At 59.6% G+C, this 18,533-nt stretch carries 16 protein-coding genes; 1 reads left to right on the forward strand and 15 read right to left on the reverse strand.

Annotated elements, in window-relative coordinates; all coding sequences use genetic code 11:
- The first annotated feature begins 233 nt into the window (after window positions 1–233).
- Window positions 234–575: an RNA polymerase-binding protein RbpA gene (locus ACP7B9_RS04680; protein ID WP_425861211.1), complete on the forward strand. Its 342-nt coding sequence runs from the start codon at window positions 234–236 to the stop codon at window positions 573–575.
- Between the two features lie 97 nt (window positions 576–672).
- Here the strand turns inward: ACP7B9_RS04680 and ACP7B9_RS04685 are convergent, their stop codons facing one another.
- From ACP7B9_RS04685 to arc, 15 genes are all read right to left on the reverse strand, one after another.
- Window positions 673–1,404, reverse strand: coding sequence for a polyprenol monophosphomannose synthase (locus tag ACP7B9_RS04685; RefSeq protein WP_425861213.1), 732 nt, complete (start codon window positions 1,402–1,404; stop codon window positions 673–675).
- 415 nt (window positions 1,405–1,819) lie between these two features.
- Window positions 1,820–3,463: an amidohydrolase gene (locus ACP7B9_RS04690; protein ID WP_425861214.1), complete on the reverse strand. Its 1,644-nt coding sequence runs from the start codon at window positions 3,461–3,463 to the stop codon at window positions 1,820–1,822.
- A 114-nt stretch (window positions 3,464–3,577) separates the two neighbouring features.
- On the reverse strand, window positions 3,578–6,487 hold the full coding sequence (locus tag ACP7B9_RS04695) for a DEAD/DEAH box helicase (RefSeq protein WP_425861216.1): 2,910 nt from the start codon (window positions 6,485–6,487) through the stop codon (window positions 3,578–3,580).
- 19 nt (window positions 6,488–6,506) lie between these two features.
- Window positions 6,507–7,307, reverse strand: coding sequence for a twin-arginine translocase subunit TatC (tatC, locus tag ACP7B9_RS04700; protein ID WP_425861217.1), 801 nt, complete (start codon window positions 7,305–7,307; stop codon window positions 6,507–6,509).
- 59 nt (window positions 7,308–7,366) lie between these two features.
- Window positions 7,367–7,678: a Sec-independent protein translocase subunit TatA gene (gene tatA, locus ACP7B9_RS04705; RefSeq protein ID WP_425861219.1), complete on the reverse strand. Its 312-nt coding sequence runs from the start codon at window positions 7,676–7,678 to the stop codon at window positions 7,367–7,369.
- A 21-nt stretch (window positions 7,679–7,699) separates the two neighbouring features.
- Complete coding sequence (locus ACP7B9_RS04710) at window positions 7,700–8,071, reverse strand: hypothetical protein (RefSeq protein WP_425861221.1); 372 nt, start codon at window positions 8,069–8,071, stop codon at window positions 7,700–7,702.
- Window positions 8,072–8,080: 9 nt separating this feature from the next.
- The gene (locus tag ACP7B9_RS04715) at window positions 8,081–10,138 is read right to left on the reverse strand and encodes a helix-turn-helix transcriptional regulator (protein ID WP_425861222.1); all 2,058 of its coding nucleotides are present in this window, start codon (window positions 10,136–10,138) and stop codon (window positions 8,081–8,083) included.
- A 137-nt stretch (window positions 10,139–10,275) separates the two neighbouring features.
- Window positions 10,276–10,671, reverse strand: coding sequence for an FKBP-type peptidyl-prolyl cis-trans isomerase (locus tag ACP7B9_RS04720; RefSeq protein ID WP_425861224.1), 396 nt, complete (start codon window positions 10,669–10,671; stop codon window positions 10,276–10,278).
- Between the two features lie 22 nt (window positions 10,672–10,693).
- The gene (locus tag ACP7B9_RS04725; RefSeq protein ID WP_425861225.1) at window positions 10,694–11,665 is read right to left on the reverse strand and encodes an FKBP-type peptidyl-prolyl cis-trans isomerase; all 972 of its coding nucleotides are present in this window, start codon (window positions 11,663–11,665) and stop codon (window positions 10,694–10,696) included.
- Window positions 11,666–11,790: 125 nt separating this feature from the next.
- Window positions 11,791–13,164, reverse strand: a complete 1,374-nt coding sequence (pafA, locus tag ACP7B9_RS04730; protein WP_425861226.1) for a Pup--protein ligase — start codon at window positions 13,162–13,164, stop codon at window positions 11,791–11,793.
- A gap of 13 nt (window positions 13,165–13,177) precedes the next feature.
- The gene (prcA, locus tag ACP7B9_RS04735) at window positions 13,178–13,930 is read right to left on the reverse strand and encodes a proteasome subunit alpha (protein ID WP_425861228.1); all 753 of its coding nucleotides are present in this window, start codon (window positions 13,928–13,930) and stop codon (window positions 13,178–13,180) included.
- 1 nt (window position 13,931) lies between these two features.
- Window positions 13,932–14,747 (reverse strand): proteasome subunit beta, encoded by an 816-nt coding sequence (prcB, locus tag ACP7B9_RS04740; RefSeq protein ID WP_425861230.1) that lies wholly within the window; start codon window positions 14,745–14,747, stop codon window positions 13,932–13,934.
- 6 nt (window positions 14,748–14,753) lie between these two features.
- The gene (locus ACP7B9_RS04745; protein ID WP_425861231.1) at window positions 14,754–14,954 is read right to left on the reverse strand and encodes a ubiquitin-like protein Pup; all 201 of its coding nucleotides are present in this window, start codon (window positions 14,952–14,954) and stop codon (window positions 14,754–14,756) included.
- Window positions 14,955–15,086: 132 nt separating this feature from the next.
- A complete protein-coding gene (gene dop / locus ACP7B9_RS04750) occupies window positions 15,087–16,685 on the reverse strand; it encodes a depupylase/deamidase Dop (protein ID WP_425861232.1) in 1,599 nt (532 codons plus the stop codon).
- Window positions 16,682–18,508: a proteasome ATPase gene (gene arc / locus ACP7B9_RS04755; RefSeq protein ID WP_425861234.1), complete on the reverse strand. Its 1,827-nt coding sequence runs from the start codon at window positions 18,506–18,508 to the stop codon at window positions 16,682–16,684. The genes dop and arc overlap by 4 nt, the downstream gene beginning before the upstream one ends.
- Window positions 18,509–18,533 lie beyond the last annotated feature (25 nt).

Below are 18,533 nucleotides of genomic sequence, written 5' to 3' on the forward strand. Positions count from 1 at the left end.
AAGCCAAGGCAGCGTAGTGCGCGGCCAAGCACGTATAATGGGTGCTTGGCCGCGCGGCGTTTTGCCCGGCCACACTTTTCGCATCCGGCCCGTGCAGGAACAATTGCAGGCCGTGATGCGTTGAAACTAATGTCGAAAAACCTTCGGACACCAGCGCCAGCCGCTGAGATCCTGGGCATACACGCTTGCTTCATGGATGTCGTGAAGTAAGGGAATAACTTGAGGGAGAAGTCATGAGCGATCGCAGCCTACGTGGCATGCGCTTGGGCGCACAGAGCATGGAGACCGAATCCGGTGTCGAGCCGGCCCCCCGCCAGAGCGTGGAGTACCGTTGCGCCGACGGCGAGCAGGTCTTTGTCACTTTCTCGTCTGAAGCTGATATCCCGGCCACTTGGATGTCCAAGACAGGCAAGGAGGCCCTGCTGGTCAACGGCGAGGCTCCTGACACCTCCAACGACAAGCCGGTCCGCACCCACTGGGACATGCTCCTTGAGCGCCGGTCCCTCCCGGAGCTGGAAACCATTCTGGCCGACCGCCTGACCATCCTGCGCGAACGCCGCGGCGAAAAGGTCTAAAGCCAGCGTTATCCAAAAATGGTGGGCACCCCGTTACGGGGTGCCCACCATTTTTTTGCTGCCCGGGCCGCCCGTCACCCGGGCGGCCGTCGAAAAGCTACTTGTTGCGGCCGGTCAATTTGTTCCAGCGCGAAGTCAGTCCCCATTTGGTGACGTTGAGCATGGCTTCCTGAACAATGTTGCCGCTCATCTTGGATGCACCAAATTCACGTTCAACGAACGTAATGGGCACCTCAACTACCTTGGCGCCCATCTGCCATACGCGCCACAGCATGTCCACCTGGAAGCCGTAGCCAACCGACTCAACCGACGTGAAATCGAGAGCTTCGAGTGTGGTGCGGCGGAAGGCGCGGTAGCCGCCCGTCACGTCGCGAACAGGAATACCCAACAACACCCGTGAGTAGAGGCTGCCGCAAGTGGAGATCAGCTTACGGTGGAGCGGCCAGTTGACAACTTTTCCACCCGGAACCCAGCGAGAACCCAGAACAAGGTCTGCACCTTGGTCGATGGCGTCTAGGAGCAAGGGAAGCTGCTCAGGCTGATGTGAACCGTCTGCGTCCATCTCGACCAGCACGTCATAACCGGCATCCAGGCCCCAGGCGAATCCGGCCAGATACGCTGCTCCGAGCCCTACTTTTCCGGCCCTGTGCAGGACATGAACCTGAGGATCGTTGGCTGCAAACTCATCGGCCCACTGCCCGGTACCGTCCGGGCTATTGTCGTCGGCAACTAGAACATCGCTGTGTGGCACGGCCGCACGCAGCCGCGCCAGGGTCTTGGGCAGCGATTCGATCTCGTTGTACGTGGGAATGATCGTCAGGACACGCAACAATTGGTGCCTTTCCGTGGTGAAAGTGAAGTGGAAGGCCTCGTGCTGCAACCGCTGGTGCCAAGTTATGGCGAGTCACTCACGGCGGTTGGCGGCGAAGGCCGAAACACCAGTATAGGTGAGCAGACTGGGGAAAAGATAAGTTCACGCGCCTTCGGACCAATTAGGCACATGCCAAAGGCACGAAGCCCAATTGTTTTCTACTGGCGCGCGAACTTATCTCCCAAGCGTCGGCTGGACGGTTCCCCGTACCGACCGGGACCCTCCCATGGGAGGTTCTTCGCTCCCCTAAAACTAATTGCCGCCGGGGCCACTGTCAACACGGTGCTGACCTGCGTCGATGCGCATCGCCGCAGGTCAGGGGCATATTGTCCAAATGGATTATTCCGGGCAGACGCTTTCCCAGTTATCGAAATTAACCGATTTCACTTCCGTCTGTGAAGTCTTCACTAGCGTACAATTCATGTCCCAGATGCACGGTCTGGAGGCAGCGGGGATCGTTGGCCCCATCGAGCGCAGGCAGCAACGGTGTACGGGCGCGGGGGTCGGTCGACCACGATTGCACCCTTTCGTCGGCCACCTGGACCATGAGCTGTTCCACATCCCAAATGGCGAAGCTGGCCGGTGCTCCCGCGCCCAGCTGACCGTGGAAGGGGTTCTCGGACTTGGCTGCACGCCAACCGGCACGGGTATGTCCAATGAAGGCCGCGCGCGCGGAAATCCGTGAGCTTTGTTCATGGTGGTTCAATGCCGCGCGCACGCTGGCCCAGGGGTTCAGGTGTGTGACGGGTGAGTCTGAACCAAAGAAGGCTGGCACGCCAGCTGCGTAGAATCGTGCGAGCGGGTTGAGCTGCAGGGCGCGTTCTGCACCCAACCGCTGAGCGTACATACCGGAGCTACCGCCCCAGGCTGCATCGAATGCTGGCTGGACGGAAACCCCGACGGCGTGATGGGCTAGGGCGGCCATGGCCGCTTCGTCAACCATCTCCGCGTGTTCCAACCGGTGCCCGGCGGCACGGATTTTATCAATCCCCACTATCTTGGTGGCCTGTTCGAGCCCAGCAACCGCAATGTCCATGCCGCCATCGCCAATGACATGGAACCCACCGGTCAGGCCCAATTCTGAGGTGGCGGCCAGATGATTGGCTACCTGTTCCACGCTCAGCTGAGCGTTCCCAAGGGCGTCCGGAACGTCAGCATAAGGTTGGCGCAGCAGTGCCGAGCGCGATCCCAGTGACCCGTCAATATTGATATCGCCAGCCAGACCTAGCACGTCGACGCCAAGACCAGCCAAATGGGCCACTACCTCACGGGCCTCATCAGTGCTTGTCACCAATTGCCCCCAGTACGGCAGAACCTGAGGAAAATCAGATCCCAAGGCCATGAGCGATGCCAGATCCTCGCCCGACCCTACGTGCGGTGCGCTCATCTCGGCCATGGCTACGTAACCGTTGGCGGCAGCATGGCGAAGTGCACGTTGCTGAACTGCGGCACGACGCTCCGGAGTCAGTTCACGGGCAGCGTCCCGTGCAGTTGTGTGCGCAAGACCGCTGACCAGTCCGTCGCCATCCCACCCAGGCATGACGGCAAGACCGCAACGTTGGGCAAGGCTCGCCGAAACCAGACCCGAATGTACGTCAACCCGGGCGAGATAAACTTCCCGACCACCAGCTGCCCGTTCCAGCTCGGCGGCGCCGGGAAGCCTTGAGTCTGCCCACAGCGCGTTGTCCCAGCCGTGACCAAGCAGCAATCCACCGATCGGCAAGGAGGATGCGGCCCCGGCCACACGGTCCAGCAATTCGGCGGCCGAGGCTGCCCCAGAAAGATCCACTGACTCGAGGGCAAGGCCTGTTTCTGTGATGTGGACGTGAGAGTCAACAAACCCCGGTGCAACGAGTGCGCCATGGAGGTCCACTTCACGCATGCGCGAATCTAGAAGCGAGGTGGCAGCATGTTCGGAACCGACCCAGGCCACCACATCGCCGTCCACGAGCATCGCGGTGGCAAAGGGATCGGCGGCGCTGTAGACGGAACCGTTTCGGTACATGGTTAATGACATGGGAAAAGTAAATCCTTTCAACAATACGTTCACAAAATCTTTTGAGCCGGTTGCGGCCGGCACATCCTTGGTCTATCAGACCTTTAGTCCATCAGACCTTTGATCAGCCAAGGCCTAGTCCACTACGGCCGAGTAGGCTACGACACCGCGGCGCACCAGGTCCATGGCCTGCCGGCAAACGGCGGCAAACTCGGTTGGAAGTGATGGAACCTGTGAGAGCTGGCCGAGCAGGTCAATGACCTGTTTGGTCCAGCGGACAAAGTCGCCCGCCGCCAGATCGGTGCCGTGCAGCGAATCCTGAAGACTCCGGCCCTTGGCCCATTTGTACATGGGCCAGACAAGTCCCAGCTCGGGCTCGCTCGTCAAGGGCAGCTTGTGCGATTCCTCGGCATCCTGCAGCCTTGACCACAGCACCACCACGTCCTCAACGGCCTGTTCAAGGCTCACACTTGGCATCCGCGGCCGCGTGCCCTCGGCATCGCGTTTGGACTGGTACACCAGCGAGGTGACGAAGGCGGCCAGCTCCGGTGCATCCAGATCGGCGAAGGCGCCCTGGCGCAATGCCAAGGCAATCAGCAGGTCCTTCTCGCCATACACGCGGCGCAGGCGCTGGCCGTCGTCGCTGGGACGCAAGTTCCCGGCGTCGTCCGCAACCACAAACCCGTAACTCGCGAGCAGGTCAATGACCCTGTCAAAGGTGCGCGCAATGGTATTAGTACGCGCCTGAATGGCCCGCACAATCCCATCAGTCTCCTTGCGCAGCTTCCACCACCGCTCGGACCAGCGTGCGTGGTCTTCGCGTTCGCTACAGCCGTGGCAGGGGTGGGCGCGCAGATTCCGCCTCAGCGTGGCAATCGCCTCGTTCTCGGATCCGGAATCCGCATAGCCGAAGGCGGCAGACCGGTGCGGCCGCTGCTGCGACGGCTCGGCCAGCTTTGCCTCGACTGCCGCCAGCAGGTTTCGCTTGTCCTTGGGCACCTTCGGGTTGAAACCCTTCGGTACGCGCACCTGCGCCAACACTTCCACCGGTCCGGCAAAGTCGTGCAGGCTCAACCGCCGGTACTCCCGGTCAGTTCCCAGAATGCCCGGCCGAGGCACCCTGGCATTGGAGTCTGCATCAAGGACTACGGCGTACCCCGCATTGCGCCCACCCGGCACCATGATGAGGTCCCCCGGACGCAGGCTGGCGACGGAGTCCACAACGGCGTCCCGGCGCTGCTTGGCCTTGGACTTCGAGGCACCCGACTCATGGTCGGAGAGTTCGCGGCGCAACTTCGCATACTCGTTGAAGTCACCTAGATGGCACGTCATGGATTTTTCATAACCGGCCAGGGATTCCTCCCTGGAACGGACCTGCCGGGCCAGGTCAACCACCGAACGGTCAGCCTGGAACTGCGCGAAGGAGGATTCAAGAATGTCGCGTGTGCGGGCCCGGCCAAATTGAGCAACGAGGTTGATGCTCATGTTGTATGTGGGGCGAAAGCTTGAATTCAGCGGATAGGTGCGCTTGGAGGCCAGCCCACCGACGGCCGCCGGATCCGTGCCAGGCTGCCAAAGTACGACGGCGTGGCCTTCCACGTCGATCCCGCGCCGGCCAGCCCGTCCGGTCAGTTGGGTGTACTCCCCCGCGGTGATGCTCACATGTGCTTCACCGTTGTACTTCTCCAGTTTCTCCAGGATCACCGTGCGGGCAGGCATGTTGATGCCCAATGCAAGGGTTTCCGTAGCGAAAACGGCACGGACCAAGCCATCGGCGAAGAGATCTTCCACCACTTCCTTGAAGGAAGGCAGCATACCGGCATGGTGGGCTGCCAGTCCGCGCAGGAGTCCGTCGCGCCATCCCCAGAATCCGAGGACGTCCCGATCGGAATCGGGCAGCTCGGCGCAGGCCGTATCGACGCGGCGGGCAATTTCGGCCTGCTCGTCGGGCGATGTCAGCCACAGACCTGCCGCAGCACATTGCTGCACGGCAGCGTCACAGGCGGCTCGGGAAAAGATGAAGGTGATGGCGGGAAGCAGATCCTGACTGTCCAAGGCACGGATGACCTGTGGACGCGAGGCGGCCTTGGCCCAGCCTTGACTGCCACCCTGGTTTTGGCCACCCCGCTGGCTACCCCGCTCCTCGTGGGCGCTTCCCTGATTTTGGTAACCACGGCCACGCGAGCCACCGCCACCACGCCGGCCGTGGCTGGTGCCTCGGCCAATGCTGACAGATTCGGTGCGCGCCAACTTGAGAAGTTCGGGGTTGATCTTGGGTGTACTGGAACCCGTGGCCCCATGGTTGGTCGTACTGCTTTCAGGGCTGCCGGCGATCTCGTCGAACGCCACGTTCTCGGCAAATAGATCCACCAGGTCGCGACGCACCATGACGTGCTGCCACAGGGGTACCGGGCGATGTTCGGAGACAACCACAGCAGTGTCTCCCCGCACGGTGCCCAGCCATGCGCCAAACTCTTCGGCATTGGACACCGTGGCACTGAGTGAGATGACGGCGACTTCGCTGGGCAGGTGGATGATGACCTCTTCCCAGACCGCGCCGCGAAAACGGTCAGCGAGGTAGTGCACCTCGTCCATGACCACATAGGCCAGTCCGGCAAGAGTGTGAGAGTCCGCATACAGCATGTTCCGAAGGACCTCGGTGGTCATGACCACCACAGGAGCCTCGGAGTTGATGCTGGTGTCGCCCGTTAGTAGGCCTACGTTTTCGGCACCGTACTTCGCGGCGAGTTCCTGAAATTTCTGGTTACTCAAGGCCTTGATGGGAGTGGTGTAGAAGGCCTTGTATCCGCGTTTAAGCGCAAGGTATACGGCAAATTCACCAACAATTGTTTTGCCAGCGCCCGTTGGTGCAGCAACTAAAACACCGCGGCCCGCCTGAACGGCGCGGCACGCGGTGTCTTGAAAATCATCCAGCGCAAAAGCGAGGGTCTCCCTGAATTCCGTCAGGTCGGTCCCCTGGTCAGCCACACGGTTCTTGGCCGCCATGTAGCGTTCGGAAGGGCTGATCATTTCAGAGGCAGGCATATCTCCAGCCTACGTTAGATCAGAGAATTTCCAGGTCCTTTGAGGGCGTGGCCACATCGGCTGTGCCCTCGGATTCCTTGACCTTTTTCGCTTCCTTCCGGTCGCGACGTTTGTCATTGACAATGCACACTCCAATGGCCCCAAAATACAGCACCAATAGCGGCGCGGCGAGGAAGAACATGCTCATGACATCGGAACCTGGAGCCGCCATCGCCGAGACAATGGTGACGCCCAAGATGGTGAAGCGCCAAGCTTTCAAATAGGTCTTGCCCCGAACAATACCGACAGCATTGAGCGCCACAAGCAACACCGGAACAAGGAATGCCGCACCCATAAACAGCATCAGCTGCATGGCAAACTGCAGGTATTCCAGCGCCGTGATGATGTTGGCAGCCTCACTACCCGCAGGGGTGAACGAGGTCAGTGCCTTGACAATATTCGGCCAGATCAACCACCCGGCATAAATCCCCGCCAGGAACAGCGGCACCGAGGCGAACATATAGGACAGCGTGTAGCGGCGTTCCTTCTTCGTCAGGCCAGGGGTGATAAATGCCCAGAGTTGATAGATCCACACGGGCGAAGCAATGATCAGACCCAGAATCAAGGCGATCTGGATCTTCAAGTCAAAGGACGTGGTGACACCCTGAAAGTTCAAGGTGGCAACAATGTTGCGTTCAGCGCTGATATCGCGCAGTGGCTGCGTCAGCGCAACGAGCAGCGGATCATAGATAATCCAGCCAAGGATTACCCCGGGGATCATGGCTAGGGCACTCTTGAAAAGCCGGTTGCGGGCCTCAACCAGGTGCTCCTTGAGGGGCATCCGACCTTCAGGGTTGGCTTTACGGCCCTTTGTAGCGCCCACCGGCTCTGCGACCTTTTCTATGACTGAGCGCCGGTACCGGTTCCGGTACCCTCGCCCGAGGTGTTGCCCTGCGTCGGGTTGTTGACGATCTTGCCTTCAACGGGTGCCTCGGGCGCAGCGGAAGCGGCCGGAGCTGCGGATGCGCTCGGAGCAGCAGAAGGAGTCTCGTCCTTGCCGTCGTTCTTCATTTCCTTGACTTCAGATTTGATGATCCGCATGGACTGGCCGAGGCTGCGGGCCATGCCGGGCAGCTTCGGGGCTGCGAAGAGCAACAGAACAACGATGATGATGATGGTGATAGCCCAGGGGCTCTCAAAAAGTCTTCCCACGGTAACGCCTTTCCTTTTGGTTCATCCTACGTCTTGTAATGCTTCAATGTCGCGCAAGGATTGGAGCTGTCCGCGTTCTTTCCTGCGGGCGACGCGCCGTTGAAGGCGGGCGAAACGCCGTTCCTCTTTGGCAGCTAGGTAATCATCCTTCATTTCTTCAGGTGTTGCAAAAATCGCACTGCCGGGAACCGTTGTGCGCGGTTCCGTGACGTGCTGCACTTTTGCGCGTTCGAGACTCTGATCCCAGTATGCTTCGCGTTCTGCCGAAACCTCACTGAAGGTATGTGCCGTTGCACTTACTCCACGCCAGATTTTCCAACCCAAAAAAGCAACGAACAGTAGGGACAACGCAATAAGCGCAATCCATATGAGAATCCAAGACCACCAAGGCATTTTCCGAGTCTATCCGCCCACGCTGGGAACGGCCGGGGTGGTTTCGCCCACAGCGTCACAGCTTTCCGCGGCATGGACAAGCCAAGCAGTAGTTTCCTGCTGTGCGGACTCCGGTGCCACAACTCGCGCGCTTCCGCCGAGCCGGGCCATGAGCGGCGCCAGCGTCCCCGTATTACCCACGAGCAAACGAACGCCCACCATGTTGTCACCCACATCGAAAAGCTTGGCATTGTAGGCAGGAGCGAGCCGGATGGCCGTCGTGGCCTCGGCCACCAGCTGGACCTGGACATCGTCATTCCCGGGATCGTAAATGCCGCTCTGGGGTTGCCACGGCGTCAGGCTGGCGTGAAGATTCTCCTGCGCTCCGGCGTCGGCCAGGTTTCTAATATGGTCCACCCGGAAGCTGCGCATTTCCTCGGCTTTTCGGCACCAAGCACGCACATACCAGGCCGCGTCGACCGAGAACAGCTTGCGGGGCTCAATGGTGCGTTCGCTGAGCTCGTCGCGGGATCGCACCAGATAAGTGATGGCACAGGCCCGTTCATGGGCGATTGCCTCCTGCAAGAAGGAGATGGTGTCCATCTCCTTCCCCGATATCAGCTCAAGTCCGACGGCGTCTGCGAGCCAGGAATCTTTCCCCGCCACCGACTTGAGTGATGAGATGGCCTGCTCGAGGGCAATAGCTTGCTGACTCCCGGGGATGGCCGTGAGTGCCTGAAGTCCAATGAGTACCGAACAGGCTTCCTCCTGGGTCAGGCGGAGTGGGCTGGCAAGCGTTTCAGCATCCCGAATGAACACCTGACCTGCCTCCGTCGTGACGTCCATGAGGTCGCCATGATAGTAACCGGGCAACCCGGTGACATTGAGCGTGTCCTTGTCCTTGGCCCATTGCCCAGCGCTGATGCCAAATTCCGTCATGACCTCAACTTCGTCAACACCAGGGTTGGCCACGAGGTAGGGAACCATCGAGAGGAGCCGAATGAGCCTGTCCCGGGTATCTTTCTTCTTAGCCGTTGGTGCAGCCAGTTTGGAGTTCCAGTCAAGCTCCTCATCGACTGGGGCAAGTGCCGCAGCGGCGGCCCCTTGCAAGCGCCTCACTACTGCTTGATGCAGTTCGGCAGGCTCAAGCACTAGGGCCTGGGCGCCCAAGGCGGCGACGTCGTCGGCCATAAGTTCGGGTTCACGGTAGACGACGCGCAATACGTCCCAGCCCGGCCTGCTCCATGCAGAAGCGACAATCGCCTCCGTGCCGGCACGCTGCCGCAGGGCGTACGCAGAATTAGCAGGAACGGCGATCTGGGCCGTGTGCTGTGGCCCTGTTCCCAGCCGCTCAATCACTGAGGCAATGCTGAATCCGGTGGGCCGGGCAAAGGTGGCGTCGCCGTGGAGCTGAACGTTGGAGGTGATGCGTGAAAGGCGGAAGTTGCGCTCTACGGACTTGTCCACATCAAAGGCAGCCAAGTACCACTGTCCATACTTGTTGCCCAGCCCCAACGGTTGTACCGTCCGGCTTGTACTCTCTGTTGCTCCGGAGCCACGGTACATGAACGAAACTAGGTGATGGCTTCGAAGAGCCGTCCAGATCGGATCAAAGGCAGGCTCAGCCGTGCGGATACGTGATTGTGAGGTGGTCTCATCCTCGTACCATCCAGTTCCACTCCGCGCTGCAATCTTGCGGAGGGCTGACTGTGCGGCGGCGCCGAGCGTGGCCTCTGCCCAGAGGTTTGCCGCAATGAAGACCAAGTTCATGGCCGCCTCATCAAGCCTGACCTCCGGCACACGGTAGTCAACAGGATCAATCCTGTACAGGACTTGTTCCTGGGCATCGTCACCCTGCACCTCAGATTGCCGGATCGGTATCCCCAATTCCAGCAGCGTCCGCTTGTCCCGCTCGAACATCCGCTCGAAGGCGGGCTGAACCTTGGCCTCCTCGGCGGCGGTTTTGGCAGCAACGGTATAACCGTTGATGTTCTCCCGGATGTATCCCTTGCTGCGCCCCAGCCGGGTCCCCAGCAGGGCTATGACAAGGTTCAGGAGGCGCTCGGTGGCATCAATTTTTGTGGACACATGGCCCACAGTACTAGCCGTGCGCCGACTTGTTGATTCGCCGGAGTGTCTATGACGCTGCCGGCGTACTTGTTCAGCCATTAAAGTGTTCTGGCCTCCAAGCATGCGCTTGGAGGCCAGAACACCGAAAATTTTCGTTAGCGAACAGCTACGAGGTCAACAACGAAGATCAAGGCCTCGTTCGGGCCGATTGCTCCACCGGCGCCACGTGAGCCGTAGGCCAGCTCGGAAGGAATCTCCAGACGACGACGGCCGCCGACCTTCATGCCCAACAGGCCCTGGTCCCAGCCCTGGATAACCTGGCCGATGCCGGCCTTGAAGTCCAGCGGGGTACCGCGGCCCCACGAGGAATCAAATTCCTCACCCGAAGAGAAGGCAACGCCTACATAGTGGGTGGAAACTGTGCTGCCACGGACTACCTCGGTGCCGGTGCCCTCAATGAGGTCTTCGATCACGAGTTCGGTGGGGACAGCGTGTGCCGGGAATTCAATTTCCGGCTTGGTGCGGTCAAAGTTGCGCGTTCCAAAAGACATGGTGCTCCTTCAGGGGTTGTGGTTAGCTCTTGGCTTCAATCTTAACAACAAATACGAGTGCGCCCGCAGGATTGCCCTCTGCAGCGGCATTTTCGCCATAAGCCAACTCCGAGGGGATGGACAACTGCACGATGGAACCAACCTTTTGTCCGGCAAGACCCTTGGTCCAGCCCGGGATAACGCCCTGGAGGCTAAAGGTTGCTGCCTCGCCGCGATCAAAAGCGGAATCGAACTGTTTGCCATCGGACCAGGTCCATCCGGTGTACAGGGCAGAGATGGAATCGGATTCCTTCAGAACCTCACCGGTACCTTCCGTCAGCACCTGAACAGCCAAGTCCGCAGGTGCATCGTTCTTGGGTATGGTGATGCTGGGAACGCCCTTGTCATTGAACTCGGCGACAGGAAGCTTTCCCTCCTTCTCCAACGCAGAAACATCCTCCGCGCTCATCAGGCTCGGAGCGGCCTTTGCGGCCGTTACCTTAAATACGCTAAGCGCCGCGGGCGTGGCGGCAGCAGACGGCGCCGCTGTTGAACCCGCTACAGCATCGGTTCCGGGTATGCCGTAGGCAATGTAAGACCCTACCTTGGCGGTGAGAAAAGCGGTGTAGACCATGGGAAATTGGGTCTTGAAATTCTCGTTAAGGGTGAGGCTGCTGTTCTGCTCCGTCGTGAAGGTTTCTCCCGTGACGGTTCCGTCTTCGGCATTCAAGGCGATCATCTGGTAAGAGACGATCTGACCGTCTTCGAGCTGGGCACCATCACCCTGAGAAACAACCTTCATCGAATCCGCGGCGATGGCCAACGGCTTGTCGAAGGTGACTGTTGGAGCCTTCGCCTTGCCCTTGTCTTCCACCTTGACCGAGGCCAGTGCCTCAGCGTTGGCCGGGGGAATCGAAACGGACGCGGAGGCCGTTGCTGAAGTGTCGGCTGAACCTGATGAACAAGCGGTCACAAGGAGCAGCAGGGGAAGTAGCAGTGCAAGTAGTCGGCGCACAAAATCACTTTCGGTTGCGGAAGTTTGGTCAGAAACTCATGGCCACATCAAGCGCTGAAAAGCCCTGGGCCGCTAACAGCCTAGCCCTTGAAACTGTACGAAAGCTGTTGATTTCATAAGGAAGGTCAGTATGTGGACTGAAGGGAGGCTATGAGTTCGTCCACCCGCGGGTCCTGATTCTTGAACGGGTCCTTACACAGAATTGTTTGGTGGGAGCGGTCATTGAGTTTCAGGTGCACCCAGTCAACCGTGTAATCCCGCCCCGAGTCCCGTGCAGCTGTGACAAACTTGCCTCGCAAATGGGCCCGGGTGGTTTCCGGTGCCGTCCTTGTCGCAGCGGCGATATCCTCGGCCGTGACCACCTTGGCCGCCGACCCTCGGCGCTCAAGCATGTTAAAGAGTCCCCGCTCGGGAGAAATATCATGGTAGCGCAGGTCCAGTTGAGCCACTTCAGGCGATGACCATTCCAAACTGTGACGGTCGGCGTAGGCGCCCAAAAGCTTGCCTTTGATGGCCCAGTCGATTTCGGTGTCGATGCCGGAGTAGTTTTCACTTTCGACGGCGTCAAGAGTGCGTTCCCATAGCTCAAGGATGCGCGGCACCAGTTCGTGATGTGCACCGTGGGAGCGGACAAAGGTGTTGACTTTTTCAAGGTAGTGCCGCTGGATGTCGATGGCGGTCATGGTGCGACCGTCAGCCATTTTCAGTGGGTGCTTGCCTGTGATGTCGTGGGAGATCTCCCGGATACTGCGGATGGGATTTTCCAGGCGCATATCGGACATGATGGTGCCGGCCTCGATCATGCGGAGAATCAAGTCGACACTGCCAACCTTGAGCATGGTGGTGGTTTCGGACATGTTGGAGTCCCCCACAATGACGTGCAGGCGGCGGTACAGCTCGGCATCTGCATGAGGCTCGTCACGGGTGTTGATGATGGGCCGTGAGCGTGTTGTGGCCGAGGAGATCCCTTCCCAGATGTGATCTGCACGCTGCGAAAATGCGTATTTACCGCCCTGGTGAGAAGGAAGCACCCTGCCCGCTCCGGAAATCAACTGGCGTGTGACCAGGAAAGGAATGAGGATGTCAGCAAGCCTGTTGAACTCGCCTTTTCGAGTGATCAGGTAGTTCTCGTGGCTTCCATAGGAGTTCCCGGCGGAATCAACGTTGTTCTTGAAAAGGAAGATCTTCCCCTCATAGCCTTCTGCATGCAGGCGGCTCTGCGCCTCCTCCACGAGCTCATGCAGGATCAGTTCCCCAGAGCGGTCGTGGGCAATGAGCTGGGCTATCCCGTCACACTCGGCAGTTGCATACTCGGGATGAGAACCAACATCGAGATACAGTCTGGAACCGTTGGGCAGAAAAACATTGGAAGACCTCCCCCAGCTAACAACCTTCCGGAAAAGGTACCGGGCTACTTCTTCGGGTGAAAGCGGCCGTGAGCCAGGGGCCGAAAACGTTACGCCAAACTCAGTCTCAATGCCAAAAATCCGCCGGTCCACCAGTTACTTCTCCTTAGTTGTTTTCAGCGTCGTGTTGCTTTGATGTAAGTTGTTCGGCCACCTGAGCGTCCGTAAGCCGCCTGAAAGCCCGGTGCGAGCCACGTACACGGGTGGCATTACGGTCCAGAACGGCCACTTCCAGAAGGGGCGCAGCCAGAGGCGCAGCGACAGGATTTCCTGCGCTGGCTGCATCCTTGCGTGGCGCCTCCAAGGCGGACACTGCCCACCGCAGAGCCTGACCAAGGCTGGCTCCGGACGTCCAGAGTCTTTCCAGCACAGCCTGGACCAGATCTGCCTTTCCGCCCATCGCCAGGAATCCTGATTCATCCGAAATGGAACCATCAAAGTTGAGGCGGAAGATGTGGTCCTGGCCCTGCCGCTCCCCCACCTCCGCAACAGCCAACTCGACTTCAAATGGCTTTTGCTCGGCAGTAAACACGGAACCAAGGCTTTGAGCGTAAACACTGGCCAGTCCACGGGCGGTGACATCCACCCTGTCATAGGAGTATCCACGCACATCTGCGTAGCGCACGCCCGCTTGGCGGAGGCTTTCAAACTCGTTGTATTTTCCCACCGCAGCGAAGGCAATTCGATCATAAATCTCGCCAATTTTATGCAGTGTGGGCGAAGGGTTCTCGGCCACAAGGGCAATGCCGTCGATACAGCTGAGCACCACCACTGATTTTCCGCGGGCAATGCCCTTCCGGGCGAAATCAGCCCGATCCTTCATGACCTGCTCGGGGGAAACGTAAAATTGCTGTGCCATGCTAAGCCTCCCTGCGTTCAAGGGTCCGTCGCGTCACGATGGTTTCCACCACGGCAGCCAACGCCTCGGGAGCAATCCGGGTGGCGCCGTCGTGCGTCACCTCATAGACAACTGGCCACAACTGGCGCACCATGTCCGGCCCGCCTGTGGCGGAATCGTCGTCGGAGGCATCGATCAGTGCCTCGACGCCAACGGCAAGGGCTTCCTCGCTGGTGAGTTCCGGGCGCCAGAGCTTCTTGAGTGCGCCGCGCGCGAAGACCGCACCCGATCCCACACTGTGATGCTCAAGTTCTTCGTAGCGCCCACCCGTGACGTCGTAGGAAAACAACCGGCCGGCAGCCTCATCCGGCTCAATTCCGGCAAACAAGGGCACAACAGCAAGTCCCTGCAACGCCATGGGCAGGTTGGCCCTGATCATGGCGCCGAGCCGATTTGCCTTGCCTTCGAGGCTAAGGAGTGTTCCCTCGATTTTTTCGTAGTGCTCCAGTTCAACCTGAAAAAGGCGCACAATATCGATGGCCAGCCCGGCAGTTCCGGCAATGCCCAGCACCGAGTATCGATCCGCGGGAAACACTTTTTCAATATGCCGGTTGGCGATCATGGAGCCCATGGTGGCGCGCCTGTCCCCCGCCATCAGCACGCCTCCCGCAAAGGTCAGCGCCACGATGGTTGTGCCGTGCGGGGTGGCAGGCATGCTCCCGGCCGGAAGATTCTGAGCGAAAGGCAACAGGGCCGGATGGCTGCGGCTCACGTGGTCAAAGAACGACGACGAGCCCGCGGCTTCCAGCGCCGGAAAGTCACTCCCGTGGGCCACCATGGCGGCCTACTGGCCACCCTTTTGGACGAAGCCGCGGACGAATTCCTCCGCGTTGACTTCCAAAACGCCGTCGATCTCATCCAACAGATCGTCGACCCCGGAGGTGGATGCCTGCGCTGACGCAGGGGTGGGAGCCGGAAGCGGCAGCTCTTCGACGTGCTCCTCTTCGGCGCGGGAGGAGACGTTTTTCTGTTCCTGTGAAGCCATGATGCATCCTTCTAACGTGGTTCCCAGATACCTGCACCGGTACCTGCTCCCATCCTGCCACGGACGCGGCACGATTGTGCGCTACGCACGGTAATCGGCTGTGCAACCGTAATGGAGGCAGCAGGCAGCGACCTAGTGAACCGGGGCCGGACCGGCCAACAAATGTTTCAGGAAGTCCTGTAGATCACTGCTCTGGTCAAAGAGCCGGGCCGTTAATTCAGCCGTTCCACGGAGGGGCTCCTTGGTGGAAACCCGCTGCAGCCGGCGAAGCTCCGGGAGCTCGAAAATAACCGAGTCCCAACTGGCCCCCACCACGTGGGCACCAAATTGTTGAATGCACCGACCCCTGAAATATGCACGGGTATCCGCCGGCGGCTGTTGAACCGCGGCCACAATGGATTCGTCACTAACAACGCGTTGCATGCGTCCGTGCTGCAACAGCTTGTAGTACAACCCCTTTTCCGGGCGGATGTCAGACCACTGCAGATCAATCAGGCCAAGCCGCGGGTCGTTCCAGGCCATCGAATCCCGGCTCCGGTATTGCTGGAGGAGATTGAGTTTCGCCACCCATTCCAATTGATTGGCAAGGCTCATGGGATCGCTGCCCAGCGCGGTGAGAACTTCTTCCCATTTCGCCAGCAGGGGTGCAGTGTGTCCGTCACCTGTTTCAGCATGGCTTGATCCATTGGCCGCAGAATGGACCTTGGCCGCGTCGAGATAGAGCCATTGAACGTCAAGGGCACTGATGAGCGTTCCATCGGCCAGCAGGTGAGTTTCCTGCAGTTCCCAATCATGGCTGATGGCGCGCAAGGTGGACACGGGGTCCGCAAATTCCAGGGACGGGGCGGTGCCGTTTTCAATCATGTCCAACACCAGCGCCGTGGTGCCGAACTTGATGTAATTCGAGATCTGCGCCAGATTCGCGTCACCGATGATCACATGGAGGCGGCGATACTTGTCCGCCACGGCGTGGGGCTCGTCGCGCGTATTGATGATGGGACGGCGAATAGTGGTTTCCAGACCAACTTCGGCCTCGAAGAAGTCGGCGCGCTGACTGATCTGAAAGCCAATGCCGGAGCCATCCTGGCCAATCCCCACCCTGCCGGCACCACACATGATGGCGCGCGTGACAAAGAACGGGGTCAGCCCGGCCACAATGTTGGGGAAGGGCACGGAGCGTGGCATGAGGTAGTTTTCGTGGCTGCCGTAAGACACCGCTTTGTTGTCGGTGTTGTTTTTGTAGAGGTTGATCTCCGGCACGCCCGGTGTCGCGGCGATACGCCGCACGGCAGCCAACGCCACAAGATCCCCGGCGGCGTCCCAGCGGACAGCGTCGAGTGGATTTGTCACCTCTGGCGAGGAGTATTCCGGATGGGCGTGGTCAACGTAGAGTCGTGCGCCGTTGCCCAACACCATGTTCATCATGAGCGGGATAGAGGCGTCACCGCTCTCGCCGCCCTCAAGGGCAATCTGCGCGGCCGTCAGTTCTGTGTCTGTCAGCTGGCTTGGGTCCGCCGTTGCCCGGGGCATGGACCAGCCTCGGGCGTCGGCCAACGGATCCTCGTCCGTGTAGTCCCAGCGGGTCTCCCCTCCGGCTGCCGCCCGATGATTGGTCTCGCGTGAGTAGGCGTTAACAACCTGTGTGGAGAGCCAAGTTGCATTGAATGAGGTCGCGCCGGGAGCATGGATGCCGTATTCGGTCTCGGCGCCCATGACCCTCACAACACTCATAGGTATTGTCCGGTGTTGGGCAGCGTTTCCAGAGTCTTGCCGGGAACTTGCCCTTCCTTGCTTTGAACGATGGTACGGATATAGGTGATGCGCTCACCCTTCTTGCCCGAAATCCGTGCCCAGTCGTCTGGATTGGTGGTGTTAGGCATGTCTTCATGTTCCCGGAATTCATCCACCACGGCACGGAGCATGTGTTCGATCCTGATGCCCTTTTCACCGCTCGTCAACAGATCCTTGATGGCGTATTTCTTGGCGCGGTCCACCACGTTTTGAATCACGGCACCGGAGTTGAAGTCCTTGAAGTACAGCATCTCAGTGTCGCCGTTGGCGTAGGTCACCTCAAGGTATTCATTGGATTTGTCTGTTGCATACATGGCCTCAACGGTGCGTTGGATCATGGCATCAACGGTTTCCTGCAGGCTGCCGTGGTTGGCCGCCACATCATCTGCATGGAACGGCAGGGTTGTGGTGACGTACTTGGCAAAGATGTCGGCGGCGGCTTCGACGTCGGGACGCTGAATCTTGACCTTGACGTCCAGCCGGCCTGGACGCAAGATGGCCGGATCGATCATGTCCTCACGGTTGGAGGCGCCAATGACAATCACGTTGTCAAGACGTTCGACGCCGTCAATCTCGCTGAGGAGCTGGGGGACGATCGTGGTTTCAACATCCGATGAGACACCGGTACCGCGGGTGCGGAACAGCGAATCCATCTCGTCAAAGAAGACCACCACTGCGCTGCCATCGGAAGCTTTCTCCCGTGCACGGCTGAAGATCAACCGGATCTGGCGTTCGGTTTCACCCACGTACTTATCCAGGAGCTCCGGGCCCTTGATGTTCAGAAAGTAGCTTTTCTGGTCCTTGACGCCGGACCGTTCCGCCGCACGTTTGGCCAAGGAATTCGCAACTGCCTTGGCGATCAGCGTCTTACCACAGCCGGGAGGGCCGTATAGCAGAATGCCCTTGGGCGGCTTCAGACCATGTTCGCGGTACAGATCCGGATGTAGGAAGGGAAGTTCAACCGCGTCGCGGATCTGTTCAATTTGCGAGGCCAATCCGCCGATGTCCGAATAGGAGATATCCGGAACTTCTTCGAGGATCAGGTTCTCCACCTCGGAGCGAGGAATCTTTTCCAAGGCGTAGCCGGTGCGTCCGTCGATGCTTAGGGCGTCCCCCACCTTGACGGAGCCGCCTTGCAGCACGGCCGCGAGCCGGACAACACGCTCTTCATCGGCCCGGCCAGTGACAAGTACACGGTTAGTGCCCAGCAATTCCTTCACTGTCACCAACTCGCCGACCTGCTCAATGCCGAGGGCGGCAATGATGGTGAAGGATTCGTTCAGCAGAACTTCTTGGCCAACGCCGAGATCGTTCATGCGCAGCAGAGGGCTTAGCCCTACCCGCATCTTGCGTCCGGACGCGAAAATATCCACGCTCTCGTGAGTGACCGCGGTGTTGGCTGTGTTGGTTGTGTTGGCTCTATTTGCCCCGGAGGCAGCCCCTGCCGGGTTGAGCGCAAGGATGGTTCCGAAGCTATAGGGAGGTTCGCCGTCGTTCTCTAGGGCAGAACGCAGCTTCATGATCTCGCTCTTGGCCGTCTCTAGCATGGCCACAAGCTTGGAGTTGTTCTGCGTGGCCGAGGCAAGCTGGCGATCCAGATTGCGTGACTTGTCACGCAGGACGTTGAGCTGGCGCTCGAGAACTGCCTGCTGCCCGGGACCCGTCGAATAACGGGCCCCGGCAGTACCGGCTCCGGGAGTCCCCTGAGGAGGCGAGACGCCGTCGTCAGGGTGTTCCGGGGTGGAGTGCGTTGAGTCGTTCATGACCTTGTGTCCTTCCGCAGCCGTG

The organism is Arthrobacter sp. TWP1-1, assembly GCF_049897845.1.
Classification (GTDB): domain Bacteria; phylum Actinomycetota; class Actinomycetes; order Actinomycetales; family Micrococcaceae; genus Specibacter.

Bases quoted from the DNA above. Each gene is read 5' to 3' on its own strand.
- ACP7B9_RS04720 (WP_425861224.1), bottom strand. From the start codon at position 10,671: ATGTCTTTTGGAACGCGCAACTTTGACCGCACCAAGCCGGAAATTGAA.
- ACP7B9_RS04710 (WP_425861221.1), bottom strand. From the start codon at position 8,071: ATGCCTTGGTGGTCTTGGATTCTCATATGGATTGCGCTTATTGCGTTG.
- dop (WP_425861232.1), bottom strand. From the start codon at position 16,685: ATGAGTGTTGTGAGGGTCATGGGCGCCGAGACCGAATACGGCATCCAT.
- ACP7B9_RS04690 (WP_425861214.1), bottom strand. From the start codon at position 3,463: ATGTCATTAACCATGTACCGAAACGGTTCCGTCTACAGCGCCGCCGAT.
- tatC (WP_425861217.1), bottom strand. From the start codon at position 7,307: ATGCCCCTCAAGGAGCACCTGGTTGAGGCCCGCAACCGGCTTTTCAAG.
- prcA (WP_425861228.1), bottom strand. From the start codon at position 13,930: ATGGCACAGCAATTTTACGTTTCCCCCGAGCAGGTCATGAAGGATCGG.
- arc (WP_425861234.1), bottom strand. From the start codon at position 18,508: ATGAACGACTCAACGCACTCCACCCCGGAACACCCTGACGACGGCGTC.
- prcB (WP_425861230.1), bottom strand. From the start codon at position 14,747: ATGGTGGCCCACGGGAGTGACTTTCCGGCGCTGGAAGCCGCGGGCTCG.
- ACP7B9_RS04745 (WP_425861231.1), bottom strand. From the start codon at position 14,954: ATGGCTTCACAGGAACAGAAAAACGTCTCCTCCCGCGCCGAAGAGGAG.
- ACP7B9_RS04680 (WP_425861211.1), top strand. From the start codon at position 234: ATGAGCGATCGCAGCCTACGTGGCATGCGCTTGGGCGCACAGAGCATG.
- ACP7B9_RS04695 (WP_425861216.1), bottom strand. From the start codon at position 6,487: ATGCCTGCCTCTGAAATGATCAGCCCTTCCGAACGCTACATGGCGGCC.